Genomic DNA, 21066 nt, shown 5'->3' with positions numbered 1-21066 from the left:
CATGCACAGACGTTATAAAGGATGAAGCAATGAAAAAGACGCTCCTCGCACTGGCAGTGACCGGCCTCGTCGCTGGCTGCTCAACACCACCCGAGGCTCCGGAACAACCCAAACTGGAGTCAACCGACCAGAAGGTCAGCTATGGCATGGGTCTGGTTCTCGGTGAGCGCATGAGCAACGATCTGCCGAATCTGCAGATGGACCAGTTCCTTCAGGGCATTCAGCATGGCCAGGCCGGCGATGAAGAAGCCAGGCGCATGAGCCGTGAGGAAATCCAGCAGGCCCTGATGGCCTATCAGCAGCAGCTTCAGGAAGAGCAGACCAAGCAGACGGAAGAGCTGGCCAGCAAGAATCTTGAGGCTGGCAAGGCTTTCCTGGCGGAGAATGCCGAACGCGACGGTGTAAAGACCACTGAATCCGGCCTGCAATACGAAGTGCTGGAGAAAGGCGACGGCGAAAAGCCTGCGGAAACCGATACCGTCCAGGTACACTACACTGGCGAACTCCTGTCCGGCGAAGTCTTTGACAGCTCCCGCGAGCGTGGCGAGCCAGTAACCTTTGCCCTGAACCAGGTTATCCCGGGCTGGACCGAAGGTCTGCAGCTGATGAGCGAGGGCGCCCGCTACAAGCTCTATATTCCATCTGACCTGGCCTACGGCCCGGGCGGCAACCGTGCCATCGGCCCGAACGAGACCCTGGTATTCGATGTCGAGCTTCTGGACGTCAATCCGGAATCCGGAGAGTAAAGTACCGATCAGATCAGGCCGCAGTTTGTGAAATTGCGGCCATAAAAAAGCCCCGGTCGGCAACACCGAACCGGGGCTTTTTTTATATCAGACATTTCTCAGGCAGGCGCTACTTTACCCGCATGGGCATTGTGAAGGTGCTCAATCAGGAAATCTTCCATCTCGAACCGGGTCTCGAGGGTTTCGCCGAGCTTCGACAGTTCGCCAAACAGCGCTTTCACGTCCTCCTCAGACAGCTCCCTGTCGTCCAGGCGGTCATTGAAGTTAAGGGCGACCTCTGTCGTCTGCTCAATCCGGGGATAAACCTTCGCAGCCAGTTCCAGGCCACCATCGTTAAATTCACGGGCCTCGCTGACCAGTTGCTCATAGATTTCGAAATGGCCCGTGGAGACATAATCCACAAGCACTTCGCACAGGCGCACGAATTTCTCTCTCAGCGCTTCTGTCTGTGAAAAGTCGCTCTCTCCGGACAGATCACAGTAATGAACCAACAGCTCCTGACGTTCCTTGAGCCAGCGATCAATCAGTTCGCTGACGCCACCCCAACGCTCCCTGGCATTTCGGCAATTTTCCAACATGACGCCTGTTCTCCGCTTGGTATTCCGGCACTTCTGTTTCGGTTTTGATGTTTCTCAGGTTTCGGTCAAGTTACCCCATGCCAGCGGTCCCCCGCAACCGTTTCAGCTCCGAATCCACTCCCCGGACTTTCGCCGGCGAAACACCAGAATCAGCCCGATAATCACCAGCAGTGAAAAGAACACCGCTGTCCAGCCGGGAATACTCAGCCCCAGGAACCGCCACACTACCTGGGCGCAATCCCCGGTGCCTCTCAGGGCGGTGGAGAGCACCTCAAACCAGGGCAGCACCTCCAGCATATAGTCGACCGAAGGGCCACAGGCGGGCACCTGATCCGCCGGCAGGCTCTGCAGCCACAACTGCCGGCTGGCCACGCCAAGCCCGGCACCGGCGGTCAGTACCAGCAGGAAGCCATAAATACGAACCCCGAATCCGGTAGGCCCCTGCAGCAGGGCCAGAAAGCTGACCAGGCCAGCCCCCATGAATCCGAAACGCTGCAGCCAGCATAGCGGGCAGGGCTCGAGCCCCATCACATGTTCCATATAAAACGCGACGCCCAGAAGTGCGGCACACACAAGGAAAATAAGCCCGAAAACCCATCTGCTGGTCAAAAGAACACCTCGATTCGTGAATTGAAACTGCAACCTCGCACCGGGCCTGCTATTCTCGGTGCTACCGGCGATATCGCCTCCGACTCGTCACTAAACCCTAAACCACGATCAACTTCAAGCCTATGACACACCAGCCAAAACCTGTTCTCACTATGATCTTCCTGCTGCTTTCACTGGTCTCCCTGCCGGCGGTTTCCCAGGATGAGGAAACCTCAGAAGAGGAGGTAGTGCAGGAAGACAGTGGCTTCACCGACTACATCAGCATGGATCCGGCGTTTGTCACCCACGTGGGCGCTGCAGACAACAAGCCGACCTATCTGAAGGCAGCGGTCAGTCTCCGGGCCCGGAGCGCGAGCACCCGGCCGGCTCTGGAGGCTCACATGCCGCGATTGCGACATGAGCTGGTGATGCTTTTTGGCGAGCAAACGGATATCGAACGCCTGACTTCCATGGAAGGTCAGCAGGCGCTCCGTGAGGAAGCAAAACAACGGATAAATGCCGTACTGGAAGAGCAACAGACCGGCGAAAGCATCGCCGGCGTACTGTTTACGGAATTCGTCGTGCAGAAATAGTGCGAGACGCGGCCAGAGGCGAGGACTCAGGCGATTTGTGAAAACAGGTCGTCGCCTTTGTCCCGGTTTTCACAGGCAACCAGATCGGCATCATCCCATCCGGCCTCCCAGGCCGCGATGACGACATCGCCCCGGTAGGGGCAGCGTGTCTTGTCCATATTCATCGTGGCCGCCATGTAACCCTGGCGGTAAGCCTTGTTCAGAGCTTCCACATCCCAGCCAAGTTTGATATCCCTTGCCATGCCGACTCCTCCGATCCTGATGTTACAAAAATTAACAGGCTGACCGGAGGGTGACAAATCTTTGTTCAGTTTCTGTGCGTCAGGTCCGCAGACAAATGAGAAGGCGGACCTGGCCACCGGTTCAGGAGCGCAGGTAGTGCTCCAGAAACTCGCCAAACGCCAGGGTATCGGCCCGCTCCATTTGCTGCTGGTCCGACAGGGAGTCCGCGGTCATGGTTTCAAAGGCTTTGCGTACGTCGGCATCCAGGCCTTCCTGCCTCAGGGTTTGCTGATGCTGGCGCGCCATTTCCATACCCCACTCCCGGTGCCCCAGGCCAGACGAACGCATGGCGTCAAGCACCCGGGCCGAGGGCGCGGCCCCCTCGCCAGACATCACCTCTCGCTGGGCGGCCAGGGCCTTGCGGTAGGTATCGCCCCCTTGCCAGCCATCCAGCAGCTCCGCCAGGGGTTCCAGTTGCTCAAGCAGACCAGTCGCGGCCTCTGGTACCGGCGTGCGCTGCCCTCCACGGCAAAGGGTCAGTTCCCGATAGCGTCCACGGGCCACCACATCCTTGTAGTTATCGTCCAGCCGCTCGCACTCGGCGTCGCCAATACGGGGAGAGGCTGACAGCAGGCAATCCAAAAGAAACAGATCCAGGAAATCGATCTGGGCTTCGTTCACGCCGACCGGAGAGAACGGATCCAGATCCAGGCAACGCACCTCAATATATTCCACACCCCGGGCTTCAAGGGCCTGAATGGGTTTTTCTTCCCGTTCTGTGGTTCGCTTGGGCCGCACGGCACTGTAATACTCGTTTTCAATCTGCAGGACACTGGTGTTGATCTGAATGAATTGGTCGCCCCGGCGGGTACCGATCTCCTCGTAAGCCGGCCAGGCAGTATGGATGGCCCGGTCCAGGGTCCCGGTGTAGGTGCTGAGCTCATTGAAACAGATGTTCAGGGAAGCCTGGGCGTTGTTGTGGTAACCCAGATCACCCATACGCAGGGAAGTGGCGTATTCGCCGTACCAGGTGCGCTCATCAAACCGACTCAGATCATGGCTGACATCGACAACAAAGCTCGCATCCAGTGCCGGAGAAGCACCAAACAGCAGCATCAGCAGCCAGCTCCGGCGCCGGAAATTCCGGATCAGCCAGAAATACTGGTCCGATTTGAAGTCCTTCAGGCTTTGCTGATCACCCAGAGCCTCCTGCCATTTCCGCCAGAAACTGTCCGGCAATGACAGGTTGTAGTGAGCGCCGGCGATGCTCTGCATCATCCGGCCATAGCGAACCGCCAGCCCCTGGCGGTAAACGTGCTTGAGACGGCCAATGTTGGAGCTGCCGTATTCTGCAATGGGAATACTCGGATCTCCATCCAGCTCACAGGGCATGCTGGCTGCCCAGAACACTTCGTCGCCGAGATTCTCCTGAACAAACGTATGAGTATCCCTCAGGGAGTTGAGCATCCCGCCAGTGCTGTCAAACACAGGCGTGATCAGCTCCAGCAGGGCTTCGGAATAATCGGTGGTAATTCGCGGATGGGTCAGCGCTGAACCCAGGGCTTCCGGATGCGGCGTCTGGGCGATGAACCCGTTGCGGTCCACCCGCAGCCCTTCTTTCTCGACACCCTTGAGGAAACCGTGCCAGTCGCTGGCTGCGAACTGGCGAAATACGGAATGGCGGGATTCAGCCATGGTCGACTCCTGCTGCGACCGGTCCCTCCTCGTGAGCGGGACCGACCGGTGAAAAGATTAAAAGCCTGTTAACGGCTGTCCTTGCGGGCCGAAGCCAGTGCCTGGGCAAGTGCGCCCGCCATGGCACCCTGCCGGGATTTCTCGCCGGAGCCAGAGCTACGGCTGTTTCGATGACCGGCTTTCTGGCTGGCACCGGCGCGGTTTCCACCCGTCGGTTTGCCCTCATTTTTCTCGCCAGGCTGATCGTCCATGCGCATGGTCAGGGCGATCCGTTTGCGCGGGATGTCCACCTCCAGCACCTTCACCTTAACGATATCCCCGGCTTTGACCACTTCCCGCGGGTCCTTGACAAACGTGTGGGACAGCGCCGAAATATGCACCAGCCCATCCTGATGGACGCCGATGTCCACAAAGGCGCCGAAGTTGGTCACGTTGGTGACGGAACCCTCCAGTACCATGCCCGGCTTCAGGTCATTGAGGGTTTCAACGCCCTCCTCGAAGCTGGCAAAACGGAATTCCGGGCGCGGATCCCGGCCCGGCTTCTCCAGCTCGGAGATGATGTCCTTGATGGTGGGCAATCCGAACCGTTCAGTTACGTAATCCTGGGGGTTCAGACCACGTAAAAATGCAGAATCCCCGACAATATCGTCGACCTTGCGGTTGTTGCGCGCGGCGATAGCCTCCACCACCCCATAGGCTTCCGGGTGAACAGAAGACCGGTCCAGCGGATTCTCGCCACCGGCGATCCGCAGAAAGCCCGCCGCCTGCTCAAACGTCCGGTCCCCGAGCCGGGTGACCTTCAGCAGTTGCTTGCGGTTACGGAACATGCCGTTCTGGTTGCGGAATTCAATGATGTTCTGGGCGATGGTCTGATTCAGACCAGACACCCGTGCCAGCAGAGGCGCCGAAGCGGTGTTCAGATCCACGCCCACGCCGTTTACACAGTCTTCCACCACCGCATCCAGGCTGCGGGATAACTGCACCTGGGACACATCGTGCTGGTACTGCCCCACCCCGATGGATTTCGGCTCAATCTTCACCAGTTCCGCCAGCGGATCCTGCAGGCGGCGGGCAATGGACACGGCACCACGAATGGTCACATCCAGATCCGGCAGCTCTTTGGAGGCAAATTCGGAGGCCGAATATATGGAAGCACCGGATTCGCTAACCACGATTCGGGCCAGTTTGAGTTCCGGATAACGTTTGCTCAGGTCGCCCACCAGCTTCTCGGTTTCCCGGGACGCAGTACCGTTGCCGATAGCCACCAGCTCGATCTTATACTCCCGACACCAGGCCGCCAGCTGCTCGATGGAGCGGTCCCACTGGTTCTTGGGTGCGTGGGGGTATATGGCTCCGTGGCCCACCACCTGCCCGGTACCGTCGATAACGGCCACCTTCACACCGGTACGCAGCCCCGGGTCCAGCCCTAGTGTCGGGCGCGGGCCGGCCGGGGCTAGCAGCAGAAGATCTTTGAGGTTGGCGGCGAAAACATTAATGGCTTCGGTCTCGGCGGCTTCACGCACCTGGGCCATGAGATCGGTTTCAATCTGGGTTGAGAGCTTGACCCGCCAGGTCCAGCGCACCACTTCCGACAGCCACTTGTCAGCGGCACGGTCGTTATCCCGGATGTTCCAGCGGGCAGCAATCCGCTGCTCCGCCGGATGGGGCGTGCGGCGATCAGCATCAGCATCGCCAACCACGATACTGTAGGCCAGGATGCCTTCGTTGCGGCCACGCAGGATGGCCAGAGCACGGTGGGACGGCACCTTTTTCAACGGCTCGACATGATCAAAATAGTCCCGGAACTTGGCCCCTTCGTTTTCCTTGCCTTCCACCACGGTCACTTTCAACTGGCCTTCCTGCCAGATCAAATCCCGCAGGCTGCCCAGCAACTCGGCGTCCTCGGCAAAGCGCTCCATCAGAATGTAACGGGCTCCATCCAGGGCGGCCTTGGTGTCTTCCACACCTGCCTCTTTGTTCAGGTAGGACTGCGCGGTAATTTCCGGATCCTGTGTCGGGTCGTCATACAAGGCATCCGCCAGGGCCTCCAGGCCGGCTTCCCGGGCAATCTGGGCCTTGGTCCGGCGCTTGGGCTTATACGGCAGGTAGAGATCTTCCAGGCGGTTCTTGGCATCCGCCTCGTTAATGCTGGCCTTGAGCTCATCGGTCAGTTTGCCCTGCTCCTCAATACTCTTGAGGATGGTGGCGCGACGGTCTTCCAGTTCCCGCAGATAGCGCAGACGCTCCTCCAGGTTCCTCAGCTGGCTGTCGTCCAGCGAACCGGTCACCTCTTTCCGGTAACGTGCGATAAACGGAACGGTGGAACCCTCGTCGAGCAGGGCGACGGTGGCATTAACCTGTTGCTCGCGGACACCGAGCTCGTCGGCGATGCGCCTGGAGATACTGTTCATGCAACCTCTGTCTCATGCTTTGCCAATAAAGCAGCAAAGGTACAGCGGCTTACTGTTGCAGGCAAGCGGCCTGGCCACGCTTGTTCAGGAATTGCACAAGATCGGCCCAGGGCATGGGGCGGGCGTAATAGTAACCCTGGATTTCATCGCAATGCTGCTGACGCAGGAACTCCAGTTGCCCTTCGGTTTCCACGCCTTCGGCGACCACGCTGATCTGCAGACTGTGGGCCAGGCTGATAATGGCCCGGATGATGTGCTCCGCGTCGGCCGAGTGGCCGAGCTCCTGCACGAAGGACTTGTCGATCTTGACCAGGGAAATGGGCAGATGCTGCAGATTGCTCAGGGAGGAGAAACCGGTCCCGAAGTCATCAAGGGCAAAGCTGATACCCAGTTGGTTCAGCTCTCGCAGGCAACGCTGGGCATACTCGGGGTCGTGCATCATGGCACTTTCCGTAAGCTCCAGCTCCAGCAGACTGGTATCCACATTGGCGTTGAAAATAATCCGGAAAATGGTTTCGGTCATCTTGCGATCGTGGAACTGCCGGAACGACAGGTTGACGGCGAACACCAGCCCCGGAAATCCGAGCTCGGCAGACTCCTGCAGGCGTTTACAGGCCTGTTCGATAACCCAGTACCCGATCGGCACGATCAGGCCGCTGCGCTCGGCGACCGGAATGAATTCGTCCGGCCCCACCAGCCCCCGCTCCGGGTGGTTCCAGCGCAACAGGCACTCGACACCACGAACTTCTTCAGTGGCCAGATCAATCCGGGGCTGATAGTAAAGCTCCAGTTCCTTGCCCCTCAGGGCATTGCGCAGGTCGGCCTCGAGCCGAAGCTGATAGCCGGCAGAGATATGCAACTGCCGGTCGTAGAAGCGATAACTGGTGCCAGGATCCCGCTTGGCCTCGAACATGGCCCGGTTGGCCCGGCGCAACAGATTTTCGGCACTGTCACCGGCTTCCGGGTAAGTGGCAACGCCGAGGCTGACGCTGACCACCACATTCTGGCCGTCGATCGCGACCGGCTCATCCAACGCATTGACCACCTTGCGGATGATCTGGGTGATGTCGAGGGAGTCTTCGACCTTCTCGATGATGATGGCCAGCTCATCGCCGCCAATGCGCATCAGGGAATCCACCCGCCTCAGGGAGTGCCGGAGACGCTCCGCCAGTTTCATCATCAACTGATCGCTTTTCTGGTAACCGAAGGATTCATTGATACTGCGGAAATCGTCGACATTGAGGTGCAGAAGTGCCAGCCGGTGGCTGGCCCGCTCAGCCCGCAGCAGCGCCTGCTGGAGACGATCAAAGAACAGATCCCGGTTTATAAAACCGGTGGCGACCTCCCGCCCCAGCTGGCCGTAGGCCGACTCGGACAACTGTTCCCGGTACCAGAGGCACTTCACAGCCCGGCGGAAATTCCATTGGTCGAGATTCTGGCGGCAGAGATAATCGGCGGCGCCGGCGGCGAGCAGTTCGGGAGCCCGCAGTTCCGGCAACTCCGCACTGAGGGCAAGGACAGGCTTCTCATTGCTGCCAACCGCCAGGTATTGAAGAAAGGAGGCCTCAGAACCGCCATGAAAAATACAGTCCCAGACAATGACATCGAAACTGGCGTTGCGGATCAGGTCGTCACAATCCACCAGATCCGGGCACCAGGTAGCGTCCGCACTGATTTCGACGTCACCCGCCAGAAGATCATTCAGCCAGAGAAAATCAGCATAATCCGGTGTCAGAACCAGGAGGCGTAACTGTCCGGGCCTCATGGTTTCCAGTGGCAGAGTCATTAAGCAGAATCCATTTATGCGTGAACAACCGAGTCCGTTTTATCAATCATAGCCGATAGATCGTCAAGGTACAGGAACGCTGGTTGGTGTAGAATAGCCTCACGCCTGTTTCCCCCATTTCGTTCCATTCTGGCAACTTATTTGTGAACAAACTCAACCCGAGACAAAGCGAGGCAGTCCGCTATTCAGACGGTCCCCTGCTGGTACTTGCTGGTGCCGGCAGCGGCAAAACCAGCGTGATTACCCGCAAGATTGCCTACCTGATCGAGCACCTCGGTATTCCGGGGCGCCATATTGCCGCAGTGACCTTCACCAACAAGGCCGCCCGGGAAATGAAGGAGCGGGTTGGCCGGATCGTTGACCGAAAGCTGACCCGGGGACTGATTGTATCCACTTTTCATAACCTTGGCCTCAATATGATCCGGGAAGAGCACGCTCATCTGGGCTACCACCCGGGGTTTTCGATTTTCGACGCCGAGGATGCCAAGGCCCTGTTACAGGATCTGATGCTCCGGGAGGCCAGTGCCGAGGCCGGGGACGAACTCAGCGATGTCCAGATGACCATCTCGTCCTGGAAAAACGCCATGCGCGGGCCGGCCGAGGCCCTGAGCAAGGCGGCGGATGAGCGGGAACAGCGCATCGCCATCATTTACAACAAGTACAACGAATACCTCAAGGCTTACAACGCCGTGGATTTCGATGACCTGATCCTGCTGCCGGTGATGCTGTTTCGCTCGCACCCGGACGTGCTCGCGAAATGGCGCCGGAAAATCCGCTACATGCTGGTGGACGAGTACCAGGACACCAACGTGTGCCAGTACGAACTGGTCAAGCTTCTGGTGGCCGAACGGGCCGCATTCACCGTGGTCGGGGATGATGACCAGTCAATCTACGCCTGGCGCGGTGCCCGACCGGAGAATCTGGAGCAGCTCAAGGAAGACTTTCCCAGCCTGAAGATTGTCAAGCTGGAGCAGAATTACCGCTCCACAGCCCGGATCCTGCGCAGCGCAAACATGGTGATTGCCAACAACCCCCATGTGTTTGAAAAGGCGCTCTGGAGTGACCACACCATTGGCGAGGAGATCCGGGTTGTCCGGTGCCGCAACGAGGACGCGGAAACCGAGCGGGTTGCCACCGAGATCCTCGACCAGAAGCTGAAAAAAGGCCTGGATTTCCGGGACTTTGCCGTGCTTTACCGGGGTAATCACCAGGCCCGCCTGCTGGAGATGAAGCTCCAGGGCTACCAGATTCCCTACCGCATCTCCGGTGGCCAGTCGTTCTTCTCCAAGAACGAGATCAAGGATGCAATGTCGTACCTGCGCCTGCTGATCAATCCCGATGACGACGCCGCTTTCCTGCGGGTCGTGAACGTACCCCGCCGGGAGATCGGGCCCCGTACCCTTGAACAACTGAGCCACTATTCCCGCTCCCGGAACGTCAGCCTGTTCAAGGCCCTGGGCGACATGGGAGCGGAAACCCATGTGACCGAGAAGGGCCTGGATCGCCTGCGACGTTTTGCCCACTGGGTAGATGCCACTTGCGAGCGCTTGCACAGCGAAAATCCGGTCCCCGTGATCAAGCAGCTTTTTACCGACATCGAATATGAAGAATGGCTGCACCAGCACTCCGGCACCCCGAAACAGGCCGAGCGCAGGATGGAGAACATCTGGTATCTGGTGGAGTCCATTCAGCGCATGCTGGATGATGGCAAGGGCACCGCTGACGAACTGGGTATTGAGGATGCCATCACCAGGCTGATCCTCCGGGACATGATGGAGCAGCGTGAGGAAGAGGACGACAGTGACAAGGTTCAGTTGCTGACTCTCCACGCCTCCAAGGGCCTGGAGTTTCCCCATGTATTTATTATGGGCCTGGAGGAGGAGATTCTTCCCCACCGGAGCAGCATTGAAGAAGGCAACATCGAGGAAGAACGGCGACTGATGTACGTGGGCATCACCCGGGCCCGTGAAACGCTGACCCTGACCTACGCGGCGGCCCGGAAACAGTACGGCGAAAAGCTGGAAACCATCCCCAGCCGGTTCCTGGATGAACTGCCTGAAGAAGACCTGAAGTGGGAAGGCCTGGGCGATCTTGATGTGGAAGCCAACCAGAAAAAAGGCAAGGCAACCCTCAGTGCCCTGCTGGGAGACCTTGGCCTTTAGCTGCGCCAGGAAGGCAAAAAGCCCCGCAAGGGGGCTTTAAAGGTAACAGGCAAGATTTCCCGGTTACTGGCTTTGCTCAACAATATGCTCAACGGCCGCCTGAATTTCCTCGTCGGGGCAGCTTGCACAGCCGCCTTTTGCAGGCATGGCATTGAAGCCGTTAATGGCGTTGCTGACCAGGGTTTCCAGCCCCTTGTCGATCCGGGGAGCCCAGGCATCCGCGTCACCAATTACCGGGGCGCCGGCAGCACCGGTGGTATGACAGGCCATGCACACGGCATCGTACACTTCGCTGCCCGAGCGAGGACCGGAGCTGGCTGTCTCGGTCGGAGCAGCTGCGCTACCACACTCTTCACCCTGCAGACATACTTCGCCCACCGGCTGAATACGTGCACGGATTTCATCTTCGACACTTGCCATTACGGCACCCGCTGTCAGGCCAAAACCAACCAATACAGCAGCCAGGACTCTCTTCATCTTCACAATGCACCTCGCATTTGAGCGTTATAATCTTCGGTCGCCGCATTATAGCGACTGAAACCAGGCAAAAAAACCAAACAGCAAAATCATAAATTGATTTCAACCATTTTAATTGCGATTTCGTAAGTCAGAGGGTGTTTCACGGACAATCCGGTTACCATGGTGTTCGCCGATGTTTAACCTTTCAGGACCTGTTTCCATGACCACTAAGGAACCAACTTCGCCCCACCCGCTGCGCAAACCGCTGCTGATTACTGAATTTACAGCACTGGCCGTTTTGCTGGCTTCCATGGGGTGGTTCTCCAGCCAGACCGGCGGCGGCCAGACCATCAGTGCGGCCTGGCTGCTGATCCCCGCTCTGGCAAGCCTGGGCGTCTTCCTGAGTTTCATCGGGCTGATGTACCTGCGCTGGGTGGCATCCGCCGACAGCGCCAACCGGTTTCGCCACAAGGTCATTTTCTTGCTTCTGGCGGTTACCCTTATCGGCGTCTGGATCTATGGCATAGCGAATACCTGGTTCAGCCTGAACGCCAGCTAGGAGAATTATTGCTCATGACGCCCTTTCGTGCCTCATTTGCCTCACATCCGTTCATTCTGGCTTTTGTGCTGGCCCCCGGCGCCGTCCAGGCAGAACCCACACTGGAAAATCCGATCGATTCTCCCGAGCAATGTGCATTGATCGAAGACGGCATCCAGAGGCTTGCGTGCTTCGACAGCATTTTCGAGCCGGAGAAACAGCAGGCACAGGCTACCGAGGCACAGAAAGAAGAAGTCCGCAGACGCGTTGACAATCTTGCTCCGGATGACGAGGCGCTGAAGCAAGTAGGCGGCAACGCCCTGGAAGACGATTCGGACACCGGCGTAATGTCTGCGCTCGTGGATCGATATGTCGCTGCCGAAAAAGCGATATTTTCATTTTCCGGCAGTTTTGTCGGGCACCGGCCCACTTATATCCTGCCGGTGACCTGGGTGGAGAAGCCGAACTCGACACCATCCAGCCCACGACTGGGTTCCGTCGGCTACGATTACGAGCTGGCGCGGGAAGAAGCAAAGTATCAGATCAGTTTCAAAGTTCCCCTGCTGACGGGACTTCTGGATAATCGCACCACAATGTGGTTTGGCTACACCCAGCAGTCCTACTGGCAGGTCTATAACCAGGACGATTCTGCGCCTTTCCGGGAAACCAACTACGAGCCGGAGATCTTTGTGCGTTATCAGGCCGATTGGGACATCGGCCCTGGCAGGTTAAATGGAGTGACACTCGGCTTCAATCACCAGTCAAACGGGCAGTCTGAGCCGCGGTCACGGAGCTGGAACCGGATTATGGCCAATGCAGCCTACAGCTATGGTCGCTGGCTTTTCATGGTGCAGCCCTGGTATCGGATTCCGGAGAACAGCAACGATGATAATGCGGACATTGAGCGGTATCTGGGCCATGCCAACTATCAGGCGGTTTACAAGCTGACGGCGGATCGTACGTTTTCACTGCGGCTGATGAATAATCTGCGGTCGGATGACAACAAGACGTCGGTGGAGTTTGGGTACAGTTTCCCGATGGGGGATACGGTTAAGGGGTTTTTCCAGTACTACAACGGGTATGGGGAGAGTCTGATTGACTATAACCACCGGATTCAGAGGTTTGGTATCGGGATTATGCTGAACGACTGGCTCTAACCGCGCTCTGATAATTCGGTGCAAGACCGCTCGTCGCGGCTCCCTCTCCTGAAACACGCTCCTTGCGGCACATCCCTGTGGCGCTTGGGCTCCGCCATCCATGGCTCCGCACAGTTTCAGGAGAGGGAGCCGCGCCGATCGGCCCCGTGCCGTCAGGCTAGCCCTTTTCATTCAGCCTTCGCATTTCAGCCAGTAATTCCTCTGTTTTTTCTTCCATCAGCGGGATATTCGCCCTCGATTCCACGTTCAGGCGCACAACCGGTTCGGTGTTGGACATCCGGAGGTTGAAGCGCCAGTCGTCGAATTCGATGCTTACGCCGTCCACGTGGCTGACGTTTTTGGCGCCGACACTGTATTTGGCTTCAATCGCGGCGATGACTTTGGGGGGATCGTCGATGGTGCGGTTGATTTCACCGCTGGCCGGGTAGGCTTCGATTCGGGCGTCGATCAGGGAAGAGAAAAGCTGGCCGGACTGGCAGAGGCGTTCGGCGATCAACAGCCAGGGGATCATGCCGCTGTCGCAGTAGGCGAAGTCCCGGAAATAGTGGTGGGCGCTCATTTCGCCGCCGTAGACGGCGTCTTCGTCGCGCATTCTCTGTTTGATGAAGGCGTGGCCGGTTTTGCTTTCGACGGCTTCACCGCCGGCGGCTTTGACCAGATCCAGGGTATTCCAGGTGAGGCGGGGGTCGTGGATGACTTTGCCGCCGCCGGTTTTGCGCAGGAACTGGTCGGCCAGTAATCCGACGATGTAGTAGCCCTCGATAAAGCGGCCGTTTTCGTCGAAGAAGAAGCAGCGGTCGTAGTCGCCGTCCCAGGCAATGCCCATGGCGGCGCCCTGTTCGATAACGGCATCGGCGGTGACTGCGCGGTTTTCCGGGAGGATCGGGTTGGGCACGCCGTTCGGGAAATGGCCATCCGGTTCGTGATGCACTTTTACGAATTCGAACGGAAGATGCTGTTCGAGTTCGTCGATCACCAGGCCGGCGCCGCCGTTGCCGGCGTTGACCACGATGGTCATGGGGCTGAGGGAGGCGGCATCGACGTAACCCAGCAGGTGATCGATGTAGGCGCTCATCACTTCCAGCGGTTCGTAGCGGCCCTGCTGCGGTGCATCCGCAAAGGGCTCCAGTACCCGGTCACGGATGTCGTTCAGGCCGTTGTCGGAGCTGATGGGCCGGGATTCGGGGCCGACCATTTTCATGCCGTTGTGGTTTTTGGGGTTATGGCTGGCGGTGACCATAATACCGCCGTCCATCTTGTAGTGGCTGGTGGCAAAATACACTTGTTCGGTGCCGCACAGGCCAATATCAAACACATCCGCGCCGGCAGCCATCAGGCCAGAGCTCAGGGCCTCGGCGATGTCCGGGCTGGACAGGCGGATGTCGTAGCCGACGATCACTTTTTTTGCGCCAGTAATGTCCACGTAGGCGTGCCCGATTTTCTCGGCCAGCGCCGGATTCAGTTGATCCGGCACTCGGCCGCGCAGGTCGTAAGCTTTAAAACAGGACAGATCCATTGTCTGATTTTACTCCGAGGCGGATGACTGAAGCTGGATGTAGTTCTGTATACCCATCTGGGAAATCATTTCCAACTGGGTTTCCAGCCAGTCGATGTGATCTTCTTCGCTGTCCAGAATGCTGCGGAAGAGCTCACGGCTGGTGAAGTCCTGAACCTGCTCACAATAGAGAATGGCTTCTTTCAGGTCGGTATGGGCGATCTGCTCCAGCTTGAGGTCGCAGGAGATCATTTCCTCGACGTTCTCGCCGACCAGCAGTTTGTTAAGGTCCTGGAGGTTGGGCAATCCTTCGAGAAACAGGATCCGCTCGATGAGCTGGTCCGCGTGCTTCATTTCGTCGATGGATTCTTCGTATTCCTTGGCGGCCAGCTTGGTGATGCCCCAATCCTTGTACATGCGGGAATGGAGAAAATACTGGTTGATGGCGGTCAGCTCGTTGGCGAGGACCTTATTGAGATACTGAATGACTTTCTTGTCGCCTTTCATAATGTGGCTCCCTGATGGCCGGGTGTATCAGCCTTTTAGGATAGCCCCTTATCGGACAGGAGAAAAATAGAGTCAGACAATCAGGAAGGTCAGGCCGGCTGGGCGAGCATATTGGCCATTGCCAGGTAATCAGGTGAACGGCTCTCCCGCAGTATTTCACGGGCGGTGCAGGCGCAGCGCCCGCACTGGGTACCAACACCCAGTTCCTTGCCAAGCTGGCGCATGGAAGAAACACCGTTATCGGCAGCTTCGCGAATTTCCCGGTCGGTTACGCTGTGACAAAGGCATACGTACATAGCAGTGACTCACCAATGACAATAAAGGTTAGTGATAATTATTGTCATTAGCATCACAAATTGCAACCCCATTGGCTTAATTTTGTGCAATGGTTTGTTGCCCCGGAAAACACCTACGGCAATCGAAACTGCGATATGGAGGCATGCGCCAGGGGAATGGCCTGATTTGGCGCAGCCCTACAGGCGGAAAACCAGCGGCAGGATCAGCGCGGTGAACACGCCAGTGAGGCCCATGCCCAGCGAGGCAAAGGCACCGGCAGTATGGCTGATCTCAAACGCCCGGGCCGTACCGACGGCATGGCCGTTCAGACCCAGGGCGAAGCCCAGGATTCGTTCGTCCTTTACCGGCAACAGGCGGGCGAGAAGGTCAACAAAGAGGGTTGCGACCACGCCGGTAATCAGCAGGCCACCCATCATCAGGGGAACAGAACCACCCAGCTGTTCGGTGATACCGATGGCAATCGGTGCCGTGACCGACTTGGGCGCCAGCGACGCCAGCACCTCCGGCGTGGCACCCAGGGCCCAGCCAATCACCACCGCATAAACCGCCGCCAGAGTGGCGGCAATTGGCAGCGTCACCAGGATGGGGCGCCACATGGCACGGATATGGTGCATCTGCTGATACAGGGGAATACCCAGGGCCACGGTGGCGGGGCCAAGCAGCACGGTGAGCCAACGAGCACCCTGCTGATAGTTCTGGTAACCCACCGCCAGAACAGCGATCACACCGGACAGTAGAAATGCTGATAACACCACAGGAGGCAGCCATAAAGGCCTGCCCATGCGAGCAAACAGCCAGTTGCCGGCAAAGAAAGCGCCCAGGGTTAAACCAATGGCGAGAATCGGCGTGGCTGCGAGGATATCCGGCAGCGCCTGGAATCGGGCGAAGAATTCACTCACGATCGCCATCCCCGCCGGCCGTCACCAGCTTCATCAACAGTAACGTAGTGAGAACACTCAGGAAGGTGCCAACAAGCAAAGCTGCCGCAACTGCCAGCCACTGCCCGGAGAACTGATCCGCCATGAAGAACACGCCGACAACACCCGGCATGATCAGCAGCACCAGTACCGAGATCAACCCCTGACTGGCCGAGGCCAGTTCATCGCTTACACTGCCTTTCACCATCAAGGTGAAGGTGATGACGACCATACCCAGAACACCGCCACTGACCGGCAAAGCGAAGAGCACCCGTATGGACTCGCCAAGAATGAAGAACAGCACCAGGACCAGAAAACCACGCAACATCGACATGCGTTCCCACTCAGCCACGGAAGAATTGCACTACACTAGCCCAAACCGACACCCCGATACCAATGCAGGAAGCTCATGGCGCTCAAAGCAACCATCTTCAAGGCAACTCTCAACATCGCCGATATGGACCGGCACTATTATGCCGACCACCACCTGACCATCGCCCGGCACCCGTCGGAAACCGATGAGCGGATGATGATCCGGCTGCTCGCATTTGTCCTGAATGCCAGCGAACATCTCGAATTCTCACGAGGCCTCAGCACCGACGACGAGCCGGAGCTCTGGCAAAAGAGCCTGAGCGGTGAAATCGAACTCTGGGTCGAACTGGGCCTGCCGGACGAAAGCCGCCTGCGCAAAGCCTGCAACCGGGCCGACCGGGTTATTCTGTACACCTACGGCAGCCGCGCAGTGCCTCTGTGGTGGGAGAAAAATCAGGGCAAACTGACCCGCTTCAACAACCTCACCATCATCAACCTGCCACCGGAAGGCACCGAGCCACTTGCCGGCCTGGCGGCACGCGGTATGAATCTGCAGTGCACCATCCAGGACGGAACCGTGAATATCGGCAACGAGGAAACCCTTGTCAGCCTGACACCTGAACCACTGCACCCCGATTAAAAAATCTGCGCTCCGGACCTACCAGAGAATCGCAGTTTACGTTAAGGTAAACTCTAGCCGACAGTGACGTGGGCCACACCAGGCCCGCTCAGCTTGGCTATACTAAAACCAACGACACCCTCACAAGGGGTGTTTTGTTCCTCAGGCCACCACCCCAGGAAGAGGATTATGACAACAACAAAAGCCAAAGTTGTTTACTCCCCGGTCTTTACCGACGGTGCGGAATTCCGTATTCCCACCTTCAAGTTACTGAAGCAGGACGGCTCCCTTTATAAGGGCGCCAAAGCACCTGATCTGGATAAAGAAAAGGCCCTGCGCATTTATCGTGCGATGGTCACCACCCGAATTCTCGATGAGCGCATGCTCGCCGCCCAACGCCAGGGGCGACTGAGTTTCTACATGCAGTGCACCGGCGAGGAAGCCGCCGTGATCGGCAGCGCCGCGGCACTGGACGACGCCGACATGATCATGGCGCAGTATCGGGAACAGGGCGCCCTGACTTATCGTGGCTTTTCCATCGATGAATTCATGAACCAGCTGTTCGGCAACGAACTGGACTATGGCAAAGGTCGCCAGATGCCCGTTCACTATGGTTCCAGCAAGCTGAACTACATGACCATCTCATCGCCCCTGGCCACGCAGATTCCCCAGGCCACCGGTTATGCCTACGGCCAGAAACTGGCGGGCGACGGCCACTGCACCATCACGTATTTCGGCGAAGGTGCCGCGTCGGAAGGCGACTTCCACGCCGCCCTGAACATGGCCACCGTTCATCGCGTCCCGGTGATCTTCCTGTGCCGCAACAACGGCTACGCCATTTCCACCCCGTCCACCGAGCAGTTCGCCGCCGACGGTGTGGCACCCCGGGCCTATGGCTACAAGATGGATGTAATCCGTGTCGACGGCAATGACATCCTGGCCGTCCACGAGGCCACCAAAGCGGCACGCCGCCTGGCGGTGGAGCACAACCGCCCGGTGTTGATCGAAGCCATGACCTATCGCCTGGCCGCGCACTCGTCTTCCGATGACCCGTCCGGCTACCGCAGCAAGGACGAGGAAGCCGTATGGCGTGACAAAGACCCGATCCTGCGGATGCGTCTCTGGCTCGAGGGCAGGAAATGGTGGAGCGAAAACGACGAGAAACAGCTTCAGGAGAGCATGCGCCGCGAGGTTCTCGAAACCATGAAGCGCGCGCAGAAACGGCCACCCCCGGCGCTTGATACCCTGGTGAGCGATGTCTACGACGAAGTGCCGCCTGCCCTGGCTGAACAGTTCGACAAGCTCAAGGCGCACATCCGCCGGTATCCGGACGAGTATCCGAAGAGTGCCGAACACGTAAAGAGGGAGGCCTGAGATGACCAAGATGAACATGCTCCAGGCCATCAACAACGCCCTCGACACCGCCATGGCCGCCGACGAGCGGGTACTGTGCTTCGGTGAGGATGTGGGCGTCTTCGGTGGGGTTTTCCGGGCCACCAGCAACCTGCAACAGAAATACGGCAAGGCCCGCTGCTTCAACACGCCGCTGGTGGAGCAAGGCATCATCGGCTTCGCCAATGGTCTGGCGGCGCAGGGTTCCGTGCCGGTAGCCGAGATACAGTTTGCCGACTACATCTTCCCGGCCTTTGACCAGATCGTTAACGAGTCGGCCAAGTTCCGGTACCGCTCCGGCAACCTGTTCAACGTGGGCGGGCTGACCATTCGCGCACCCTACGGCGGCGGGATTGCCGGCGGGCTCTATCACTCGCAGTCGCCGGAAGCGTATTTCGCCCACACACCAGGCCTGAAAATTGTGGTGCCGCGCAACCCCCATCAAGCCAAGGGCCTGCTGCTGGGGGCGATCCACGACCCCAACCCAACCCTGTTCTTCGAGCCCAAAAGACTCTACCGCGCCTCCGTGGGCGACGTGCCGGAAGAAGATTACCGGCTGCCGCTGGGCGAAGCCGAGGTTCTCAAGGAAGGTACGGATGTCACCGTGCTGGGCTGGGGCGCACAGATGGAAGTGATTGAACAGGCCGTCGAGAAGGCGGAGAAAGAAGGTATTTCCTGTGAAGTCATCGACCTGAGAACCATCCTGCCGTGGGATGTGGAAACCGTCGCCAACTCGGTGTTCAAAACCGGGCGCCTGGTGGTTACCCACGAAGCCCCGCTGACCGGCGGTTTCGCCGGCGAAATTGCTGCGACCATACAGGAGCGTTGCTTCCTGTACCTGGAGTCCCCGATCGCCCGGGTGACCGGGATGGACACCCCCTTCCCGCTGGTGCTGGAAAAAGAGCACCTACCCAATCACCTGAAGGTCTGTGAGGCCATCAGGTCGAGCGTGGAATTCTAGGTTGATATCAGGACAGGAGAGCAATCATGAGTGATTTTATACTGCCCGATATCGGCGAAGGTATCGTGGAGTGCGAACTGGTCAAATGGCTGGTCAGCGAAGGGGACATCATCGAAGAAGACCAGCCGGTCGCCGAGGTGATGACCGACAAGGCTCTGGTGGAAATTCCGGCGCCATACAAGGGCCGGGTGACCCGCCTGTACTACAAGGAAGGCGACATCGCGAAGGTTCACACCCCGCTGTTCGAACTGGTGGAGGAAGGTGGCGACGGTGAACAAACTGCGGAGTCTCAGACAACACCCGCCGAAGCCGGGATTACCACCAGCGAAGCTAAAGCTGCGCAGGAACCCCCTGGCAACACCACGGCCAGTGACGATGTGACCGAGGACTTTATCCTGCCGGATATTGGCGAAGGCATCGTTGAATGTGAAGTGGTGGAATGGCGCGTGGCCGAAGGTGACGAGATCGAAGAAGACCAGCCGGTGGTTGATGTCATGACCGACAAGGCCATGGTCGAGATTACCGCGCCCAAGGCTGGCCGCGTCACCAAGCTATACCATCAGCAGCAGGCCATGGCCCGGGTGCATTCCCCGCTGTTCGCTTTTATTCCCCGCGACCGTGACGAGCCCGCCGAGACAAAAGCACAACCAAGGCCGGCACCGGAACCCACACCAGCAACGGCAAAACCGGTCGCAACGGGAAACCGGCAGCGGATTCCCGCCAGCCCTGCCGTGCGCCGCCTGGTGCGGGAGCACAACCTGGAGCTCACGGACATCGCCGGTTCCGGCAAGGACGGACGGGTACTGAAGGCCGATATACTGGCCCACCTCGACAAGCCCGCCGCGTCGGCCCAAAGGCAGGCACGCGCAGGCGACTCGCAGCCCGCAAGTTCAGGCCGTGAACGCAGGGCGCCGGATCGTGAGCAGGAACTACGGATCGAGCCAATAAGGGGCGTGAAAGCGGCGATGGCCCGCAGCATGGTGGCGTCGGCAACCACCATCCCTCACTTTATCTACAGTGAGGACATTGATGTTACCGACCTGCTGAAACTGCGGGAACAACTCAAACCCCAAGCCGAAGCCAGGGGCGCGCGGCTGACCCTGATGCCCTTCTTCATGAAGGCCATGGCCCTGGCGGCTCAGGAATTCCCGGTACTCAACAGCCGTGTCAACGACGATGTTACGGAGATTCACTACCTGCCCAACTGCAATATCGGCATGGCCGTAGACGGCAAAGCGGGACTGATGGTCCCCAACGTCAAGGGCGTCGAAAGCCTCACACTGCTGGGCATTGCCAACGAAGTGGCCCGCCTGACTGAGGCCGCCCGTTCGGGCCGGGTCAGTCAGGACGACCTCAAGGGCGGCACCATCACCATCTCCAACATTGGCGCATTGGGTGGCACCTATGCCTCGCCCATCATCAACGCACCGGAAGTGGCGATTGTGGCCCTGGGCCGGACCCAGAAACTGCCCCGCTTCGACGCCAACGGCCAGGTCGTGGAGCGGGCCATCATGACCGTAAGCTGGGCGGGGGACCATCGCATCATCGATGGCGGCACCATTGCGCGCTTCTGCAATCGCTGGAAAGGCTACCTGGAATCGCCGCAATCGATGCTGTTGCATCTGGGCTAA

21 protein-coding genes are annotated in these 21066 nt (G+C 58.5%); 9 read left to right on the top strand and 12 right to left on the bottom strand.

Annotated features, from left to right (window positions below; all coding sequences use genetic code 11):
* The first annotated feature begins 29 nt into the window (after positions 1-29).
* The gene (locus D0851_RS14800; RefSeq protein WP_117619340.1) at positions 30-746 is read left to right on the top strand and encodes an FKBP-type peptidyl-prolyl cis-trans isomerase; all 717 of its coding nucleotides are present in this window, start codon (positions 30-32) and stop codon (positions 744-746) included.
* 98 nt (positions 747-844) lie between these two features.
* Here the strand turns inward: D0851_RS14800 and rsd are convergent, their stop codons facing one another.
* Both rsd and D0851_RS14790 read right to left on the bottom strand, forming a co-directional pair.
* Complete coding sequence (gene rsd, locus D0851_RS14795) at positions 845-1324, bottom strand: sigma D regulator (protein ID WP_117619339.1); 480 nt, start codon at positions 1322-1324, stop codon at positions 845-847.
* Positions 1325-1426: 102 nt separating this feature from the next.
* On the bottom strand, positions 1427-1933 hold the full coding sequence (locus D0851_RS14790) for a disulfide bond formation protein B (protein ID WP_205422217.1): 507 nt from the start codon (positions 1931-1933) through the stop codon (positions 1427-1429).
* Between the two features lie 122 nt (positions 1934-2055).
* Between D0851_RS14790 and fliL the strand changes: the two genes are divergently transcribed.
* Positions 2056-2505, top strand: coding sequence for a flagellar basal body-associated protein FliL (gene fliL / locus D0851_RS14785; RefSeq protein WP_117619337.1), 450 nt, complete (start codon positions 2056-2058; stop codon positions 2503-2505).
* 26 nt (positions 2506-2531) lie between these two features.
* On the opposite strand, the gene rmf is transcribed toward fliL, so the two are convergent.
* From rmf to D0851_RS14765, 4 genes are all read right to left on the bottom strand, one after another.
* Entirely contained in the window at positions 2532-2747 is a 216-nt protein-coding gene (gene rmf / locus D0851_RS14780) for a ribosome modulation factor (protein ID WP_117619336.1), read from the bottom strand.
* A gap of 121 nt (positions 2748-2868) precedes the next feature.
* Positions 2869-4422, bottom strand: a complete 1554-nt coding sequence (gene gshA, locus D0851_RS14775) for a glutamate--cysteine ligase (protein WP_117619335.1) — start codon at positions 4420-4422, stop codon at positions 2869-2871.
* A 68-nt stretch (positions 4423-4490) separates the two neighbouring features.
* Positions 4491-6833, bottom strand: coding sequence for a Tex family protein (locus tag D0851_RS14770; RefSeq protein ID WP_117619334.1), 2343 nt, complete (start codon positions 6831-6833; stop codon positions 4491-4493).
* A 49-nt stretch (positions 6834-6882) separates the two neighbouring features.
* The gene (locus D0851_RS14765; protein ID WP_117619333.1) at positions 6883-8619 is read right to left on the bottom strand and encodes a putative bifunctional diguanylate cyclase/phosphodiesterase; all 1737 of its coding nucleotides are present in this window, start codon (positions 8617-8619) and stop codon (positions 6883-6885) included.
* A gap of 143 nt (positions 8620-8762) precedes the next feature.
* On the opposite strand from D0851_RS14765, the gene rep reads away from it, so the two are divergent.
* Complete coding sequence (gene rep / locus D0851_RS14760) at positions 8763-10781, top strand: DNA helicase Rep (protein ID WP_117619332.1); 2019 nt, start codon at positions 8763-8765, stop codon at positions 10779-10781.
* A 63-nt stretch (positions 10782-10844) separates the two neighbouring features.
* Here the strand turns inward: rep and D0851_RS14755 are convergent, their stop codons facing one another.
* Positions 10845-11258 carry a c-type cytochrome gene (locus D0851_RS14755; RefSeq protein WP_117619331.1) on the bottom strand — a complete coding sequence of 138 codons (414 nt, stop codon included), beginning with the start codon at positions 11256-11258 and terminating at the stop codon, positions 10845-10847.
* Between the two features lie 202 nt (positions 11259-11460).
* Between D0851_RS14755 and D0851_RS14750 the strand changes: the two genes are divergently transcribed.
* Positions 11461-11799, top strand: a complete 339-nt coding sequence (locus D0851_RS14750; RefSeq protein ID WP_117619330.1) for a hypothetical protein — start codon at positions 11461-11463, stop codon at positions 11797-11799.
* 14 nt (positions 11800-11813) lie between these two features.
* On the top strand, positions 11814-12935 hold the full coding sequence (locus D0851_RS14745) for a phospholipase A (protein ID WP_117619329.1): 1122 nt from the start codon (positions 11814-11816) through the stop codon (positions 12933-12935).
* Between the two features lie 157 nt (positions 12936-13092).
* Here the strand turns inward: D0851_RS14745 and D0851_RS14740 are convergent, their stop codons facing one another.
* The 5 genes from D0851_RS14740 to D0851_RS14720 form a co-directional block, all read right to left on the bottom strand.
* The gene (locus D0851_RS14740; protein WP_117619328.1) at positions 13093-14451 is read right to left on the bottom strand and encodes a phosphomannomutase; all 1359 of its coding nucleotides are present in this window, start codon (positions 14449-14451) and stop codon (positions 13093-13095) included.
* Positions 14452-14460: 9 nt separating this feature from the next.
* On the bottom strand, positions 14461-14937 hold the full coding sequence (gene bfr, locus D0851_RS14735) for a bacterioferritin (RefSeq protein ID WP_117619327.1): 477 nt from the start codon (positions 14935-14937) through the stop codon (positions 14461-14463).
* 89 nt (positions 14938-15026) lie between these two features.
* Complete coding sequence (locus D0851_RS14730; RefSeq protein ID WP_117619326.1) at positions 15027-15233, bottom strand: bacterioferritin-associated ferredoxin; 207 nt, start codon at positions 15231-15233, stop codon at positions 15027-15029.
* Positions 15234-15410: 177 nt separating this feature from the next.
* Positions 15411-16142 carry an LrgB family protein gene (locus D0851_RS14725; RefSeq protein WP_162893751.1) on the bottom strand — a complete coding sequence of 244 codons (732 nt, stop codon included), beginning with the start codon at positions 16140-16142 and terminating at the stop codon, positions 15411-15413.
* The gene (locus D0851_RS14720; RefSeq protein ID WP_117620420.1) at positions 16126-16485 is read right to left on the bottom strand and encodes a CidA/LrgA family protein; all 360 of its coding nucleotides are present in this window, start codon (positions 16483-16485) and stop codon (positions 16126-16128) included. Before D0851_RS14720 ends, D0851_RS14725 begins: the two co-directional genes overlap by 17 nt.
* Positions 16486-16560: 75 nt before the next feature.
* Between D0851_RS14720 and D0851_RS14715 the strand changes: the two genes are divergently transcribed.
* From D0851_RS14715 to D0851_RS14700, 4 genes are all read left to right on the top strand, one after another.
* A complete protein-coding gene (locus D0851_RS14715) occupies positions 16561-17103 on the top strand; it encodes a YaeQ family protein (RefSeq protein WP_117619325.1) in 543 nt (180 codons plus the stop codon).
* Between the two features lie 168 nt (positions 17104-17271).
* A complete protein-coding gene (locus tag D0851_RS14710; RefSeq protein WP_117619324.1) occupies positions 17272-18456 on the top strand; it encodes a thiamine pyrophosphate-dependent dehydrogenase E1 component subunit alpha in 1185 nt (394 codons plus the stop codon).
* Position 18457: 1 nt separating this feature from the next.
* Positions 18458-19435 carry an alpha-ketoacid dehydrogenase subunit beta gene (locus D0851_RS14705; protein WP_117619323.1) on the top strand — a complete coding sequence of 326 codons (978 nt, stop codon included), beginning with the start codon at positions 18458-18460 and terminating at the stop codon, positions 19433-19435.
* 26 nt (positions 19436-19461) lie between these two features.
* Positions 19462-21066, top strand: coding sequence for a dihydrolipoyllysine-residue acetyltransferase (locus tag D0851_RS14700; protein ID WP_117619322.1), 1605 nt, complete (start codon positions 19462-19464; stop codon positions 21064-21066).

This window comes from Marinobacter sp. Arc7-DN-1, from assembly GCF_003441595.1.
Lineage (GTDB): Bacteria > Pseudomonadota > Gammaproteobacteria > Pseudomonadales > Oleiphilaceae > Marinobacter > Marinobacter metalliresistant.
This window is presented reverse-complemented; position numbering and strand designations above follow the sequence as displayed.